The sequence below is a fragment of the Persicobacter diffluens genome (genome assembly GCF_036244895.1).
Classification (GTDB): Bacteria; Bacteroidota; Bacteroidia; order Cytophagales; family Cyclobacteriaceae; genus Persicobacter; species Persicobacter diffluens.
On sequence record NZ_BQKE01000001.1, the window covers coordinates 2594149 to 2609675 of the forward strand.

The window sequence follows — 15527 nt, forward strand, 5'->3', positions numbered from 1 at the left end:
AATGCTCGATTAGCTGCAAGGCAGGAAAATGAAGGAATGATGCCTATTTCGGATTCTTTCCATGGAAGCAGATGAAGGAGGAGATAGCAAAATTGCCCTAATTAGGGCTATTAAAAATCAACCAACCCAAACACAACACCCTGACAATAAGCGAACTAAAATTATTCACCGAATATAACCGTGAATAATGCAGGCTAAGCCGGATTTAAGCATATGTAATTTAGGCTATTCCATTTTATTTAAAATATATTGCTATTGGAGTTAATTTGATGGACCGGCACAACCTTCCCCACCTATTTTTGACCCTTTCACAAAATAAATCCTCGTCTAAACTCCCCAAACCTCCTTCCTAACAAAGGAAATGCTTACCTTTGCAGCATGTTAAAAATCGGAGCAACAAATACGCTTAAGATCTTACGACAAATTCCATTTGGACTCATTCTGGATTCTACTGAAGGAGACATTTTGTTACCAAATAAATTTGTAAAATCCGATATGGAAATCGGACAAGAAATTTCTGTATTTATCTACAGAGACTTTAAAGATCGTCTGACCGCCACCACACAAACGCCAAAGGCTGAGGTCGGGGAAATGACCTCCCTAATGTGTGTAGACACCACTAATTTTGGCGCTTTTTTAGACTGGGGACTGGATAAAGACCTATTGGTTCCTAAAAGTGAAATGGATGAGCCCATGGTCAAGGGCAGAAAATATGTCGTGAGAATTCTTCACGATCATAAATCTGACCGCATCATCGCTTCCTCCAAGATCAAAGTATTTTTTGATCGGGAAACTGCTGAACTCGAAAGGGGGCAAAAAGTAGAAATGATGATTTATCGTAAAACCCCACTAGGCTATACCGTTTTAGTTGATGGGAAATATGAAGGCATGCTTTTTGACAATCAGATATTCAAAATGGTTCGCCCTGGAGATACGGTAAATGGTTTTATCAAAGGGGTAAGAGAAGACGGAAAGCTTGACCTCACCCTACAGGAAGAAGGATATCAGGCGGTGGTAAACTCCACGGATGATATTATCGAGAAACTGGAAGAAGCAGGTGGTTTTTTACCCTACCATGACAAATCCAATGCGGAGGAAATCAAGGAAATTTTCCAGATGTCAAAGCGGACCTTTAAGAAAGTAATTGGGGGATTGTATAAATCCGGCAAGATCGAAATTGACGAAGAAGGAATTCGACTCAAAGGTTAAATTTCACCCCAGAACGGTTTTCTTAACAAAAAGGGACCCTTGTATTGTTATGGTGAGTATCACCTGAAATGTAAAAAATTAGATTAAAAAGATATGATTTTACCAATTACGGCCTACGGGATGCCGGTATTGAAAAAGGTCGCTAAAGATATTGAAGAGGGAAGTATCGACCTTCAGGCTTTGGTAGACAATATGTTTGAGACCATGTATAAGGCTTCAGGCGTCGGGCTGGCGGGCCCTCAAGTAAACGAAAATCTCCGCATTTTTGTGATTGATGGCGACCCGATGTCAGAGGAAGATCCTAAATGTGCCGGTTTCAAAAAAGTATTCATCAATGCGGAAATCATTGAAGAGACCGGAGAAGAATGGGGCGTGGAAGAAGGCTGTTTAAGTATTCCCGGCATTCGCGAAACGGTTTATCGTCCGGAGAAAATTTTAATCCGCTACCGGGATGAAAACTGGGTAGAACATGAGGAGGAGTATGATGGATGGCGTGCACGCATCATTCAGCATGAATATGATCATATAGAGGGGATTCTTTTTACAGATCATTTATCTCCATTGAAAAAACGCCTATTAAAGAAAAAATTGACCAATATCTCCAAAGGAAACATAGGGATCGATTACAGAATGAAGTTCCTCAAATAATAAAATAATTCAATAACAATCCCGCTATTTTGAACAATAGCGGGATTTTTTTTAAGTAAGGGTTTAAACATGAGTCTTATCATCTTTTATCAAACAAAAAATTCCCTATTTCATAATTCATTCTAAAATTAATCGCCATTTTACATCAGATGAAGCAAGACTTAAGAGTAACCACCATCCAAACCGACCTATACTGGGAAGACTCTGCTGCTAATTTAGCCAAGCTGGAGGAGCTCTTATGGGAGGCAGAATTGGACACTGACCTCATCTTGCTACCTGAAATGTTCAACTCAGGCTTCACCATGAATCAAAAAATGGCGGAGGTGATGAATGGCAATACTTTTCGCTGGATGAAACAAATGGCCGCCCAGCTTAAAACCGTGCTGGCCGGAAGCTTAATGATCAAAGAAGGCGGCAGTTATTACAACCGCCTGATCTGGATGAAACCAGATGGCACTTACTCCTACTATGACAAGCGCCATTTATTCCGAATGGGTAGGGAGCATCTTGCTTTTCATGCCGGCGACGAACGCCTGGTGGTAAACCTAAAAGGTTGGGACATTTGCCCATTGGTCTGCTACGACTTGAGGTTCCCGGTTTGGTCCAGAAATGTGGTCAAAGAAAATGGTGACCTTACTTACGATTTGGCACTTTACATTGCTTCTTGGCCCAAAAGCAGAATGCACGTTTGGAATACCCTTTTAGCTGCTCGGGCAATGGAAAATCAGGCCTATATTATCGGTGTGAATAGAATTGGCGAAGACGGCAATGACATCACCTACGAAGGAGGATCCAAATCTTTCAACCCTAAAGGCTTTTGTATTGATGATTTGGGTACAGCGGAAAAAATAAGCACGACTACGCTTAAATACGAAGACATCGTTAATCTTCGCACCAAATTCCCGGCTTATCTTGATCAGGACAAGTTTGAAATCCATTACGATTTGGAGGCGCTCACTTAAGCAGTAAATGCTATTCTCCCCATTCTTCCTTTTCCCGGGCGTAGAACATTTCATACTGATAGGGAATACTAGGACTTACCCATTGGTCTTCAAAATGCGGATAAGGTCTTCCTGAAAAATACAAATCATCCATCTCAAGGTAGGTATACTTGTCCTCCTGATCGTCATTGATGAATTTAACCCACACCCATGGGTTGATCCACTGGTTTTTAGGAATATGATAATTGTGATGCAACCATAAAATCTGAAACTTCCCATAAACCGGTTGAAACAGCGAGATTTTTTCTATTTGATAATTAACGACCTGCTCAACATTGGGCACAAAGGAGGTGTCTGTCATCACCCGGCTTACAATCTGATCGATTTCGTCTTCCAGCATCAATTTATCAGAGACCAAAATACTGGGGAGAATGATGGTGTCATGCTCCATGATTTCAATCAGCGTATATTGGTCATTGGGAACCTCCAAAGGAATCACCACTGCTCTTGGCTTAAAACCAACATTACTGAATCGAATGGTATCTAAGGGAAAAGCAAAAAAAGAAAATCTACCTACTTCCCCGGTATAATAACCCAAGGTGGCTCGGCCATGGGCCGAATGCACCGTAATATTGGTAGCACTTAATGGCTCCAGGCTTTCTGCATCTAAAATCACCCCCTTCACTAAGACCGGATCCTGAATGGGAATTTGCCCCTGGCATACCACAGTCCAACAAATTAGGCTAAAAATAAAAAAAGCTCGTTTCATACTCTGTTTCCTCCAAGTATGTAACAAGCTGATGAACGTTTTGATATATCAATCTTTCCTATTGGTCTTAATTGATTTCTTTATTCTTTAATTACTGAATTACGATGAATAGTACCCATCTTATATTCTCCCAGGTCAGTAATGTATACAAAAGCCAAATACTCCTGATCCATCCACTTTTTTTCAACCGGACCTTCATAAGTCTCTCGATACCCTACAATTAAGTAAGTCTTTTCTGGAACACATCCCCGAAAGTGAATGGCTTGTCCTAATACTAAATGCGGATCCACCGGGGCTTGATCATTCTCAATGATAAAAGAAGGTGTTACCAATACAATAACCAGTAATATGACCCCGGCGATTAAAAACTTCTTCATATGGAAAGTTTCTTTGATTTACAATGCTTTAACTCAAGCATAACTCAAAACTAGGCACATGTATTCTAAAACACAAAACCCAGATCCACCCCGAAGCGAAAGGTTATGGGGAAATATTGATCAGTTATATCACTAAAATACTGCTCAAAGTCCGCTGATTCGTCATAATTGCGAGAAATGAATCGTGGCCCTACCCCAACACCCATGTACCAATCCAGTGAAAAACGCACGCCTGAACGATACTTATTTGCCGGACCGTTTGGTTCAAAGATAATCCGGTCTCCTACCAACAAGCTATATTGAAGCCGTTGCTCCAGCACCTGAAGCTCTAAAGTCTGCCCGGAAGGAATTCGCCCATTAGTGGTATGTGTGATTTCATGGTATTTAATCTCATGAGCGAAATATAGCATCCCGTACTTTTTCCTGGGCTGATAAAACTTTTGGCGAATACCAATGGCATAACCCAGTCCATTCACTTCCCCTTCTTTTTCCTCATGCTGCCCGTAAAATGGATCTCGCTCCAGGCTTACGGTGACCTGAATCCCCATTCGTTCCTGAATATAATACTCTAAACTAATCGGTAACTCTCCAACCAGCGTGTTTATAGGACTTGCCGAAAGAATAAATCCCCTAAACTCGTTCAATCGGGGTAGAAAATACCGGGAACCTTTTTTCTTATACCGATAATCCGGCTTTAGGCCCACGCGGGGCATAGGCGGCTCCTCCATGGAATCCTCCACCTTATCGAGGGTAACGGCAATCAATTCTCCTTCCTCTCCTTTGGGATGATAATAGCCCGCCACCGCTGCATCCTGATCATAAAGTACCCAAACGCCGGTTTTTAAACCATTTACCAGCATCCCACTCAATCTCAGGGCGCCATTTTGATAATATTCGTTATACCGGCCTTCCCCGTTTTTATAATGACAGGAGGCTTTCACCTTGCCTTCTTCATCATAATATTCCCATATCCCTTCAAACTGACCTCCGACCAACTGCCCTTTGGCTGTGATGTTTCCCTTCTTGTTTTTTCCCACAAACTGACCATGACCTCCACTATAAATGGCGGTTCCATAAAAAGCACCATCGGGTTGTCGAAAGGACCAGCTCCCCTCCCTTTCCCCATGGATAAAGGCACCATTACTTCTGACAATGCCATTATCGAAATATTCTTTCCATCCCCCACTCTTTTCCCCATTTTCATAATCTCCCTCTGCCGCCAAAAAGCCATTTGAATCATACTGCTGCCAGAGTCCTTCCTTTAAATCCCCATCATATTTTCCCTGCTCGGCCACCTTCCCATTTTGATGATATAATGTCCAAAAGCCAGTTCTTTTCCCCTGAAAATGCTGCCCTTCTCCTTTCAGACTCCCATTTTCATAAAAGTCCCTGAAACTACCATAAGCACGGCTAAAGTCTATTTCGGATTTCTTTTTGCCATTCTCATAAAAAAATTTCCACTGTCCCTGTCGTTTATTTTTCAAAAAAATGCCGCTTGCCTTTAATTCACCACTCTCATGAAAAAAAAGCCACTCGCCCTCTCGTTCGTCTCCTTTTAGTTCGCCCTGCATTTTGGGTTTGCCGGAAGGGTAAAAATACTGCCACAAACCGGCATTAACCCGGTTAATTATCTCCCCTTGCATTTTAATTTGCCCATTCTCATAATAGTACTTCCAAAAACCTACTGGTTCATTATTGAAATACTTCCCCTCGGCCGCTGGCATGCCATTTTTATAAAAAAACTGGTAGTTTCCCTCAATAATATTTTCATTCCCTTTTTTGAGTTCGTACCGCTCCATCACCTTTGATTCGGCCTCATCATAATAAGTAGTAATGACTTTTTGGGCACAGAGCGTAGCGGGCATGATTAGCATTATGGCCATGCCCCAGAGAAAGTAAAAGATATGTCGGAATTCAGACATCAAAGCAGCAAAAATTATAGCACCGTCTTAAAATAAAAAAAATAAAAGTAATTTCAGGAAATACTGTAATATTCGAAAGGTAATCTATAACAAATACATTTTTTACATAAAAATAGTATAAAGTTATGAAAAAAACTGTGGTAATAGGCGCATCACCAAACCCAGGCAGATATAGCTATCTGGCCACCAGTATGTTGCGAGAAAGAGGAATAGAGACCTTTCCTCTTGGGATTAGAAAAGGAGAAATTAGTGGGATTGCCATTTTACCCTTACAACAACCTCCCCTACTGGAAAACATTCACACCATTACCCTTTATCTCAATCCGAAGAATCAGGAAGGTTATATTGATTTTATGCTTTCCCTGAAACCGGAGCGTGTCATTTTTAACCCGGGCACCGAAAATTATGCCTTTATGCAAAAGCTGGAAGAAAATGGAATAATGGCGCTGGAAGCTTGTACGCTCGTATTATTACAAACCAATCAATACTAAGGGCATGGAGCATGTTTAAAAAGCGAGAATTTAAAGTATTGCATAAGCGATATAGGATTATTTTGAGGGAGTAGCATCGCTATTATGGAGAAATTAGCCAAAATCACTTCCAATAATTCGAATTTGCAGCCGGATGGTGTGCTTTTAAACATGATCTTAATCCCGAATTCCCGCTCTTGACCTTAGCCAAACACCAACACCTGCGGCACAAAGCTGATAATAAAAATAACCATCGCTAACCAACCCAAAATTATCCGTTTTTTTCCCAGCGGCGCCGTATCGGTGGTAGGCGGATGATAGACGCCCAGAAATCGTCCTAAAACAAACATGAATACCAGCCAAACTGTGAAACCCTCAAAAGAGGGAAATAGCCATTTGGCAAAATACTGCATTGCGAAAATAATTACCGCATAAAACAGTCGCTCCTGCCGGTCATTCGTCATTTTATAAAAACACAAGTACAGAAAATAAAGGTATAGCGGACTGTAAATAATAATTTCCTGGGTGGAATCTCCCGGATTAATCAGCCCGATTCCTCCCAGAAACAATAAGCCCATAAACAAATATTTGGAAACAATACAATGCGCCTTATCCCCTATTAAACCATATAAAATATGCCCTCCATCCAGTTGCCCAATCGGTAAAAGATTGAGCGCCGTAAAAAAAAGCGCCAGGTAACCCGCAAACAATAAGGGATAATGAATCATTTCATGTGGATCCGGAATTTTAGTGGGATCAGCGACCAATACCTTTTCCATCAACATCATCAGTAAATTGCCCCCTACCCGAATAGGGGGATTGGCATTTTCATCGGCAGGGTCATAGGCATAAACATGTTGAGGATAATCTAATCCATATTGCTCGTATTCCGGATGAATCTGGTAAATAAATGTGGGGTCCGGAAGATGCGTATACCCATAAGTCAATACAAAAAGGCAAACGATAAAACCAGCCAGAGGCCCTGCAAGCCCGATATCAAAATACTTTTTCCGGGAGTTGATTTTATCTTTAATCTGTATCAATGCACCAAAGGTGCCTAAACTCATCGTGAAAGAAAAAAACCATTGTGGAATGTAATAAGGCAAACTGGTATTCACCTTCAATTTACGCGCAACAAAATAATGCCCAAATTCATGAGCAGTTAAAATTCCCAGAAAAGGAATGGAATACCAAAAGCCCTGAAAAAATTCCTTTTTACTCAAAACCTCCTCCCCAAAAAACCAACTTTTGCCAAACATCCATTCTGCTCCGGCTAAAGTGGTGGTAATTAATGTAAGAATAAACAGGCCGAGATGAATTAGAATTTTTTTCTGCATGACAGACGATCAATAAGTAATGTTGTATTCTTTAAAAAACGAAAAATCCCCACTGTTGGGATTCATCTGCTCGACCTGAAAGCCCAATGACCTGGCGGTTGTACAGTTGGCTGGATTATCATCAATAAATAAAGTTTCCTCTGGCTTAAGCCCCTCGGCTTGTATGACTGATTTAAATATGGCCGGATCTGGTTTTCTAAAGCCCATACGAGAGGAATAATAAACCCCATCCAGCAATTCAGGCAAACCACCAGGCACTCCATTCTCCCGGGCCAACTGCTGATTAAAACTAAGCACATGAAGTTCATTGGTATTACTAAGCAGTAGCAACCGGTGGTTTGGCTTTAATTTTTTCAGCATTTCAATGCGTTCCTGCGGAAAATCCAGCAAAACCTTATCCCAGGCCGCTGCTAAGGCCTGTGACTGACCGACTACCCCTAACTCCTCTCCAAGTTTTGCCAAAAAGGTATCATTATCAATAGCGCCAATCTCATGCTGATTGAATAAAGTAGTTTCATAAATACGGGAGGACAACTCCTCCTCACTTTTTCCGGATAATTCACTAAAGGCGGCCACTGCTTTTTTTAAATCAATATTTAGCAACACTGCCCCCAGATCAAAAATAATTGTTCGAATGGTATTCATTGGGTCAAAATAATTTTCCGCAATAAAAAAAGCCTATTAAGAAAACACAAGAAAGGCCAAAAAAAATAAAATTCGCAAATGTTAGGGGAGATAAGATTATAAATAACTAACCATCAATTGTCAATATTTACAGAAAAACGCAAAGGCTAACTTTTCTCATCCATTAGCTCAGCTACTAATACTATCTTTGTGAAATTTTAATCAATCCTTTACCAATGAATCAAATAAACGGTCAACAAATTGTACTTGGGGTGCAATTTCTTTTTGTTGCTTTTGGAGCAACCGTTTTGGTACCCCTGTTAGTGGGAATTGATCCCGCTGTGGCGTTATTTACTGCCGGTACCGGAACCCTGCTTTTCCACCTGATTACTCAGAAGAAAGTCCCGGTATTTTTGGGCAGCAGCTTTGCATTTATTGCTCCCATTACCGCAAGTACCAAGCTGTACGGACTACCTGCTACTCTTTCAGGCTTAATTGCCGTAGGTATTCTTTATACCATTGTCTCTACCATTATCCGTTTCCGAGGCCTGAAACTCATTGAAAAACTTTTCCCTTCTGTGGTGGTAGGCCCTGTGATTATGGTCATTGGTTTATCCCTCGCTTCGGTCGGGGTAGATATGGCTAAACAAAATTGGCTGGTCGCTTCTGTAGTGTTAATGGTCACTTTGCTTACTACTGTCTACGGAAAAGGGTTTTTCAAACTTATTCCCATCTTTACCGGCTTAGTCACCGGTTATTTGCTATCCCTGGCTTTGGGAATTGTTGACTTCACTCCTATTTCAGAAGCAAAATGGTTTGCACTACCAAAATTCACAAGTCCTGAATTTAATTGGAATGCCGTATTGTTCATGCTACCGGTTGCTTTTGCGCCCATGATTGAACATATCGGAGATATGTATGCCGTGGGAGCGGTAGCAAAAAAGAACTTTGTAAAAGACCCCGGCTTGCATAAAACCCTCTTAGGTGATGGGGTAGCCACCGCATTAGCCGGATTCCTTGGTGGCCCGCCTAACACCACTTATTCAGAAGTTACCGGAGCGATCTCCTTAACAAAGGTTACCAATCCTGTCATTTTGAGAATTTCAGCCATCACTGCCATTGTTTTTTCATTAATCGGAAAAATCAGTGGATTCCTGAAGTCCATCCCCGCCCCTGTCTTGGGTGGAATTATGTTGTTACTGTTTGGAACCATTGCCTCAGTGGGGATCAATACGCTTACGGAATCTCATACTGATTTCAAAAAAACCAGAAATCAGGTCATTGTTTCCGTCATACTCACCATTGGGATTGGTGGAGCGGTGCTAGAGTTCGGGGATTTTTCCCTATCCGGTATTGGGCTGGCCTCTTTAGTGGGGGTTTTCCTTAATCTGGTATTACCGGATCACTCTCAACCACTTCCTCACAGTGAGGAAATGAATGATAAATAGCAGATTTAGAAATCTTTGATAAAGGGCAAGTCTTTAGGGGCTTGCCCTTTTTTATTGGAAACTTGTTAGTTAAGCGGAAGCCTTTTATCTTAAATAAGATTATTCATGCTAAAATCCTCGTTTAGCTGCTCGGCGGGAAAAATGACGGAATTGTTTCCTATTTCGCATTTTTTCCAACGATATGGAAGAATGTGGAGAAAGCAGGCCTAGCCAAATTTGGGCTAATTGAAAATCGGAACAACCAATTTCAACATACTAAATCAGAGTCACTTACCACACTTACCTAAATCTGGTGGTGAATAATCCGGTTTAATTATCATTCCATCAAACAAAACCATGAACGCTTATGTCTCAAAAAGTAGAAACCATCAAGCTTGACAAAAAAACATATGAGAAAGAACTGGAGCGCTTACAAATCGAATTAGTCAAACTCCAGAAATGGGTAAAAGAAAAAGGATTAAGAGTGGTGGTGATCTTTGAAGGGAGAGATGCTGCGGGGAAAGGAGGTGCGATCAAACGTATTCGAGAAAACCTGAGTCCACGCATTTGCAAAGTGGTGGCATTGGGAATTCCGACAGAAAGGGAAAAATCGCAATGGTATTTTCAACGATATGTCGCTCATTTACCTGCCGCTGGCGAAATCGTCCTATTTGACCGCAGCTGGTATAACCGTGCGGGCGTGGAATATGTGATGGGCTACTGCACGCAGACACAATACGAGGAATTCCTTAGAAGTTGTCCTTTGTTTGAAAGAATGCTCATTCGTTCAGGTACTATTCTTATCAAATACTGGTTTTCGGTAAGTGATGAAGAACAGGAAAAGCGTTTCGCTGAACGGATCAATACGCCAATGAAGCGATGGAAATTTAGTCCGATGGATATTAAATCACGGGAAAAATGGATGGAGTATTCCCAGGCTAAAGATCAGATGTTTGCCTATACCGATACCAAACAATCCCCCTGGTATGTAGTAGAAGCAGATCGCAAAAAAGCCGCCAGATTAAACTGCATTGCGCATTTGCTCTCAAAAATAGATTATGAGGAAATCCCTGATGAGAACATTGAACTGCCGGAAATAGACAGATCCAAAGGTTATATCCGCCCTCCCAGGGAAGAACAAACCTACGTACCGGAATTATATGAATAAAAAAAAATCCCCGCTGTGATCCGCGGGGATTTTTAATTTATACTTTCTTTGTCGTCGTCTTTTTGGCGGTAGTGGTTTTCTTTGTGGTTGTCTTTTTTGCAGCAGTCTTCTTGGCCGGTGCTTTTTTGGCCGTAGTCTTCTTGGCGGTAGTGGTTTTAGCCGCAGCTTTTTTACCTTTTTCAGGGGTAGCTGCTTCCCACTCTAAGGCCTGTTCCCAGGTAATTTCAAGTGGTTTCTCTTTAAATTCCTTCGGAATCTTAACATTCTTTTTACCAAACTTGATGTAAGGACCCCAACGACCATTCAGCACCTGTACTTCAGTATCCTCATCAAAAGCTTTGATAAATTTCTCCCGGTCCGCCTTTCGCTTGGCTTCAATCAGCTCAATGGCAGTATCCAATTCTACCGAAAGGGGATCGTATTCTTTCCCTAAGGACACAAATTTACCATCGTGACGAATATATGGACCAAAACGACCAATGGCCGCTACTACTTTTTTATCCTCATACATCCCCACATCGCGAGGAAGTTTGAATAATTCCAATGCTTCTTCCAGGGTGATTTTTTCTAAATACTGCCCCTTTCTAAGACTGGCAAATTGAGGCTTCTCCGCTCCTTCTTCCTCTGAAGTTTCCCCTAACTGGACTAATGGTCCGAATCTACCCAATCGAGCTATCACCATTTTACCGGTTTTAGGGTCAATTCCTAATTCACGGGCGGAACTGATCTCCCGACGGTCAATTTGCTCGGCTTGTTCCACCTTTTGATGAAATCCGCCATAAAAGCCGCCAATCATCTCATCCCAATTTTGCTGGCCCTGAGCGATTTCATCAAATTCTTTCTCCACTTTTGCCGTGAAGGAGAAATCAACTACTGATGGAAAATACTCCACTAAGAAGTCATTCACCACCATCCCGATATCAGTGGGGTATAATTTATTCTTTTCAGCACCTGTAATTTCAACCTTATCAAAAGCCTTAAATTCAAATGCTGCATCCAATGTCAATTCGCGATAAGGACGCTCCACCCCGTCTCTTGGTTCTTTCACCACATAATTTCGACGCTGCACCGTGGAAATAGTAGGCGCATAAGTGGAAGGACGACCAATGCCTTTTTCTTCCAGTTCCTTTACCAAAGAGGCTTCCGTAAATCTTGCAGGAGGACGTGTGAAGCCCTGACGCGCCACCATCTCATTCAGGCGCAACACCTGGCCAATCGTCAATGGAGGCAACATATCCTTGGACTCTTCATTGTTCTCCTCGTCATCGGTAGACTCAATATAGACCTTAAGGAAACCTTCAAAAGTCACCACCTGACCGGTCGCATTCAACTCTTCCGGACGGCTGGAAATCCCGATTTTAGCGGTAGTTTTCTCAATTTCCGCCTGAGACATCTGAGAGGCAATAGCACGCTTCCAGATCAATTCATATAGCCGCTGCTCATCGCGCTCACCTGCTGATAATTTATGCAGCGCAAAATTCGTTGGGCGAATTGCTTCGTGAGCCTCCTGGGCAGAAGAATTCTTCGTAGTATATTTTCTGGTATTGGAATATTCCTCTCCATAAGCCGACACCACTTCTTTCGCTGCTGCCGCTAAAGCATCATCCGAAAGGTTTAGGGAGTCGGTACGCATATAGGTAATCTTACCGGCTTCATACAAGCGCTGTGCTACAGACATCGTTTTGGCAACCGAAAAGCCCAATTTACGCGAGGCTTCCTGCTGTAAAGTGGAAGTAGTGAATGGAGGGGCCGGAGATTTTTTACTAGGCTTTTTCTCCAGATTATTAATCTTAAATTCAGCACCCTTACAATCATTTAGAAAAGCGTGCGCTTCGTCCTCGGTATTAAACCTACCCGGTAATTCCGCCTTTACTTCTTTTCCTCCTGGTAAATCGAAAACGGCTTTCACCTTAAAGAAAGAACTGACCTGATGGGCGTCAATCTCGCGCTCACGCTCCACGACCAGGCGAACCGCCACTGACTGTACTCGTCCGGCAGAAAGACCCGTCTTGATTTTTTTCCAAAGTACCGGTGACAGCTCAAAACCCACCAATCGATCCAATACCCTTCTGGCCTGCTGCGCATTGACCAAATTCTCATCAATGGTTCTTGGATTGTTAATGGCTTTTACAATGGCATTCTTGGTGATCTCATGAAAAACGATCCGCTTCGTTCGAGCATCTTCCAGCTTTAAAGTCTCCTTTAAATGCCAGGAAATCGCCTCTCCCTCGCGGTCATCATCGGATGCGAGGTAAATAAGCTCCGCATCCTTAGCCAGTTTTTTCAAGTCCCGGATAACTTCCTTTTTATCTGGGCTTACTTCGTAGGTAGGTTTGAATCCATTATCAATATCAATGGCACCATTTCCTTTAGGCAAGTCTCTGACATGGCCAAAACTGGAAACCACCTTAAAATCCTCGCCCAAATAGCCTTCTATGGTTTTGGCCTTTGCCGGGGACTCCACTATCACCAAGTTCTTTTGCATCGTTGCTGCACGGGTTATATTAAAATGCCTGAATCAAGCGGCATCATAAACAAAAATAGAATATGCACTATTTATCGATTTAATTCAACTCAAAACGCCCTAATCTGGTTGTGCATATTTACAAACATAGCCTTAATTGATGGGGAAATTCAAATTTTTGAAAAAGAAAATTAATTTCGGACTTTTATCAGAAATCCTAATTCATCACCAAAATCCCTAAATTTGAAGTTTTGCTCCATAGTAAAATGATCGAAAAAAAGTGGTTTTCATCCTTTTAAAAACCTTTTTACAAAATAGGTCTATCTTCTAAAAAACAAAAAATTACATTTTTTGGCTTCCTCATTTAGACGGACTGTTTATTTAGCCCACATTTAACTTACTTTTGCTGGACAAAAGCCTTTATTGAGGCCTGAACGCTATATCGAAATTTGATAATTCCGGAAAATTAACGGTGCTATCCTATAGAATTATCCCCTATCGCTGTAGCTATCCTGCAAATTTTCGTATCCAATTTCGGGTATTATTCGCGCGTCACCCGGATTATTCTTGCTTAAATGCTCGTTTAGCTGCAAGGCGAAAAAAATGAAGGAATAGTTCCCTTTTCATTTTCCCCACGAAGCTGATGAATGTGGAGAAAGCAAGCATGTCCAAATTCGGGCTATTAATAAATCAATAAACACAATTATTAAACTGAAAGTGAATCACTTAAATCAATTCGCTAAATTTAGCGGTGAGTAATTCAGGTTAACCACTCAATCCCTATTATTAAAATCTAAAAAAATTGATCTCAAAAAAATGAAGACTTTATTCCTTATCAGGCACGCAGAAGCAGTGGAAGGTGGATACCATGAACCCGACTTCGAGAGATTATTAACCCAGCACGGCGTATTTTCCGCCGTTAAAACCGCCGAACAGTTTAAACTTCAAAACTGGAATATTGATTTAATGCTCATTTCTCCCGCCCGAAGAACTGAAATGACGGCCAAGCTCATCAGTGAACAGCTTTCCTTACCTACCGAAAAACTTTCCTACATTGAGGACCTGTACAATGGCACAGTAAGAACGTTAATGCGCGCTATTAACCAGGTCGATGCAACGGTCAATCACTTAGCCATTGTGGCTCACCATCCCGGAATCCCTTACCTGGCGGAAATGCTCACCGACCAAACCATTGGCTATCTGCAACCAGCCGGGCTTATTAAAATAGATTTTGAGATTGAAAGCTGGGAAGAGGTCAGTCAGGGCCTGGGGACATTAAAAGCGGTCATTCAGGAAGAAATTTTTTAAAAATTTACAAAAATTATAAAATTGACTTTTATTAATATTTTTTTCAATCATTCGAATGCTTATTTACGCAAAATCGCCCTCTTGACCCTTATTCCTCTCCAAAATTACGGAGATTCAATTTGCGTAAAATATAACTATTATTATTTAAAACATGAACAATATGCTTTTTAGGTAATTTTAATCCCTTTTATAATTAAAAAATTCATATTATCCTTGAAGTGCAATACTTTTTACAAACAATTTTATGAGCACTTTAAGCAATTTTTTGGGACTTGATAAATTAAAGTCCGATCCGAAGGCATATGCCGCTGCCCTTTATTTATATGCAGTTGTTGGACTCACAGTAGTTTTCTTTTTAATTCATGCCTACTTTGGGCTATACCGGGTATTTCTTTACCTCAGCATCTTTCAGATATTGAATGTTTGGAGTCTGATCATGGTCTTAAAAGGCAAATCAACTGAGACAGCGATCAAACTTCAAAGCTTTGGATTTATCATCAACCCCATATTCGTCACCCTGACACAAGGGGACCTTCTGAACTCAGGACTGGTGATTCTGTGGGGAATTTTATCCGTTTGTCAAATTGCCTTTTTTGTGGGTTGGGAAGCTTTTACCAAATGGGTAAGTGCTTATTTCATCGCATTCCTCACTTTACTGGCTTTTCAGGCAGCAGAAATCCCGACCATGCAGTGGTTTAATCCCATTTTTGGAAGTGAAGACATTCAGCAATTTATATTGGGAACAAAAGACCAAATCTTACTTTGCTCCTGTACCATATTCGGTATGGCCTTATTGTTTACCATTATGATTGGTAGCACAAGAAGGCAATTGATCTGGGAATAAAAAAAGGCGTCTCAAGGGA

At 41.3% G+C, this 15527-nt stretch carries 14 protein-coding genes; 8 read left to right on the forward strand and 6 right to left on the reverse strand.

Annotated features, from left to right (window positions below):
* The first annotated feature begins 378 nt into the window (after positions 1-378).
* From AAA970_RS10400 to AAA970_RS10410, 3 genes are all read left to right on the forward strand, one after another.
* On the forward strand, positions 379-1209 hold the full coding sequence (locus AAA970_RS10400; protein ID WP_338237077.1) for a CvfB family protein: 831 nt from the start codon (positions 379-381) through the stop codon (positions 1207-1209).
* A 93-nt stretch (positions 1210-1302) separates the two neighbouring features.
* The gene (gene def / locus AAA970_RS10405) at positions 1303-1857 is read left to right on the forward strand and encodes a peptide deformylase (protein ID WP_338237078.1); all 555 of its coding nucleotides are present in this window, start codon (positions 1303-1305) and stop codon (positions 1855-1857) included.
* A 149-nt stretch (positions 1858-2006) separates the two neighbouring features.
* Entirely contained in the window at positions 2007-2819 is an 813-nt protein-coding gene (locus AAA970_RS10410; protein ID WP_338237080.1) for an amidohydrolase, read from the forward strand.
* A gap of 10 nt (positions 2820-2829) precedes the next feature.
* On the opposite strand, the gene AAA970_RS10415 is transcribed toward AAA970_RS10410, so the two are convergent.
* The 3 genes from AAA970_RS10415 to AAA970_RS10425 form a co-directional block, all read right to left on the reverse strand.
* Positions 2830-3567, reverse strand: coding sequence for a peptidase associated/transthyretin-like domain-containing protein (locus AAA970_RS10415; RefSeq protein WP_338237081.1), 738 nt, complete (start codon positions 3565-3567; stop codon positions 2830-2832).
* A gap of 80 nt (positions 3568-3647) precedes the next feature.
* Complete coding sequence (locus AAA970_RS10420; protein ID WP_338237082.1) at positions 3648-3944, reverse strand: hypothetical protein; 297 nt, start codon at positions 3942-3944, stop codon at positions 3648-3650.
* A gap of 65 nt (positions 3945-4009) precedes the next feature.
* Complete coding sequence (locus tag AAA970_RS10425) at positions 4010-5827, reverse strand: toxin-antitoxin system YwqK family antitoxin (RefSeq protein ID WP_338237083.1); 1818 nt, start codon at positions 5825-5827, stop codon at positions 4010-4012.
* A gap of 164 nt (positions 5828-5991) precedes the next feature.
* Between AAA970_RS10425 and AAA970_RS10430 the strand changes: the two genes are divergently transcribed.
* On the forward strand, positions 5992-6357 hold the full coding sequence (locus AAA970_RS10430) for a CoA-binding protein (protein WP_060686845.1): 366 nt from the start codon (positions 5992-5994) through the stop codon (positions 6355-6357).
* Between the two features lie 182 nt (positions 6358-6539).
* Here the strand turns inward: AAA970_RS10430 and AAA970_RS10435 are convergent, their stop codons facing one another.
* Together AAA970_RS10435 and AAA970_RS10440 are read right to left on the reverse strand one after the other, a co-directional pair.
* Positions 6540-7673, reverse strand: coding sequence for a site-2 protease family protein (locus AAA970_RS10435; protein WP_338237084.1), 1134 nt, complete (start codon positions 7671-7673; stop codon positions 6540-6542).
* A gap of 9 nt (positions 7674-7682) precedes the next feature.
* Positions 7683-8318 (reverse strand): HAD family hydrolase, encoded by a 636-nt coding sequence (locus AAA970_RS10440; protein ID WP_338237085.1) that lies wholly within the window; start codon positions 8316-8318, stop codon positions 7683-7685.
* A 215-nt stretch (positions 8319-8533) separates the two neighbouring features.
* On the opposite strand from AAA970_RS10440, the gene AAA970_RS10445 reads away from it, so the two are divergent.
* Both AAA970_RS10445 and ppk2 read left to right on the forward strand, forming a co-directional pair.
* Complete coding sequence (locus AAA970_RS10445; RefSeq protein ID WP_338237086.1) at positions 8534-9745, forward strand: uracil-xanthine permease family protein; 1212 nt, start codon at positions 8534-8536, stop codon at positions 9743-9745.
* A gap of 346 nt (positions 9746-10091) precedes the next feature.
* The gene (gene ppk2, locus AAA970_RS10450) at positions 10092-10892 is read left to right on the forward strand and encodes a polyphosphate kinase 2 (RefSeq protein WP_053405569.1); all 801 of its coding nucleotides are present in this window, start codon (positions 10092-10094) and stop codon (positions 10890-10892) included.
* 37 nt (positions 10893-10929) lie between these two features.
* Here the strand turns inward: ppk2 and topA are convergent, their stop codons facing one another.
* On the reverse strand, positions 10930-13377 hold the full coding sequence (gene topA / locus AAA970_RS10455) for a type I DNA topoisomerase (protein WP_338237087.1): 2448 nt from the start codon (positions 13375-13377) through the stop codon (positions 10930-10932).
* A gap of 795 nt (positions 13378-14172) precedes the next feature.
* Here topA and AAA970_RS10460 point away from each other — a divergent pair.
* Positions 14173-14664, forward strand: a complete 492-nt coding sequence (locus AAA970_RS10460) for a SixA phosphatase family protein (RefSeq protein WP_338237088.1) — start codon at positions 14173-14175, stop codon at positions 14662-14664.
* Positions 14665-14908: 244 nt separating this feature from the next.
* Positions 14909-15508 (forward strand): hypothetical protein, encoded by a 600-nt coding sequence (locus AAA970_RS10465; protein WP_338237090.1) that lies wholly within the window; start codon positions 14909-14911, stop codon positions 15506-15508.
* The last annotated feature ends 19 nt before the right edge of the window (positions 15509-15527 follow it).

Coding starts and splice junctions, on each gene's coding strand:
- AAA970_RS10425 (WP_338237083.1), bottom strand. CDS start 5,827: ATGGCCATAATGCTAATCATGCCCGCTACGCTCTGTGCCCAAAAAGTC.
- AAA970_RS10420 (WP_338237082.1), bottom strand. CDS start 3,944: ATGAAGAAGTTTTTAATCGCCGGGGTCATATTACTGGTTATTGTATTG.
- ppk2 (WP_053405569.1), top strand. CDS start 10,092: ATGTCTCAAAAAGTAGAAACCATCAAGCTTGACAAAAAAACATATGAG.
- AAA970_RS10430 (WP_060686845.1), top strand. CDS start 5,992: ATGAAAAAAACTGTGGTAATAGGCGCATCACCAAACCCAGGCAGATAT.
- AAA970_RS10435 (WP_338237084.1), bottom strand. CDS start 7,673: ATGCAGAAAAAAATTCTAATTCATCTCGGCCTGTTTATTCTTACATTA.
- AAA970_RS10415 (WP_338237081.1), bottom strand. CDS start 3,567: ATGAAACGAGCTTTTTTTATTTTTAGCCTAATTTGTTGGACTGTGGTA.
- AAA970_RS10410 (WP_338237080.1), top strand. CDS start 2,007: ATGAAGCAAGACTTAAGAGTAACCACCATCCAAACCGACCTATACTGG.
- AAA970_RS10460 (WP_338237088.1), top strand. CDS start 14,173: ATGAAGACTTTATTCCTTATCAGGCACGCAGAAGCAGTGGAAGGTGGA.
- def (WP_338237078.1), top strand. CDS start 1,303: ATGATTTTACCAATTACGGCCTACGGGATGCCGGTATTGAAAAAGGTC.
- topA (WP_338237087.1), bottom strand. CDS start 13,377: ATGCAAAAGAACTTGGTGATAGTGGAGTCCCCGGCAAAGGCCAAAACC.
- AAA970_RS10465 (WP_338237090.1), top strand. CDS start 14,909: ATGAGCACTTTAAGCAATTTTTTGGGACTTGATAAATTAAAGTCCGAT.
- AAA970_RS10440 (WP_338237085.1), bottom strand. CDS start 8,318: ATGAATACCATTCGAACAATTATTTTTGATCTGGGGGCAGTGTTGCTA.
- AAA970_RS10400 (WP_338237077.1), top strand. CDS start 379: ATGTTAAAAATCGGAGCAACAAATACGCTTAAGATCTTACGACAAATT.
- AAA970_RS10445 (WP_338237086.1), top strand. CDS start 8,534: ATGAATCAAATAAACGGTCAACAAATTGTACTTGGGGTGCAATTTCTT.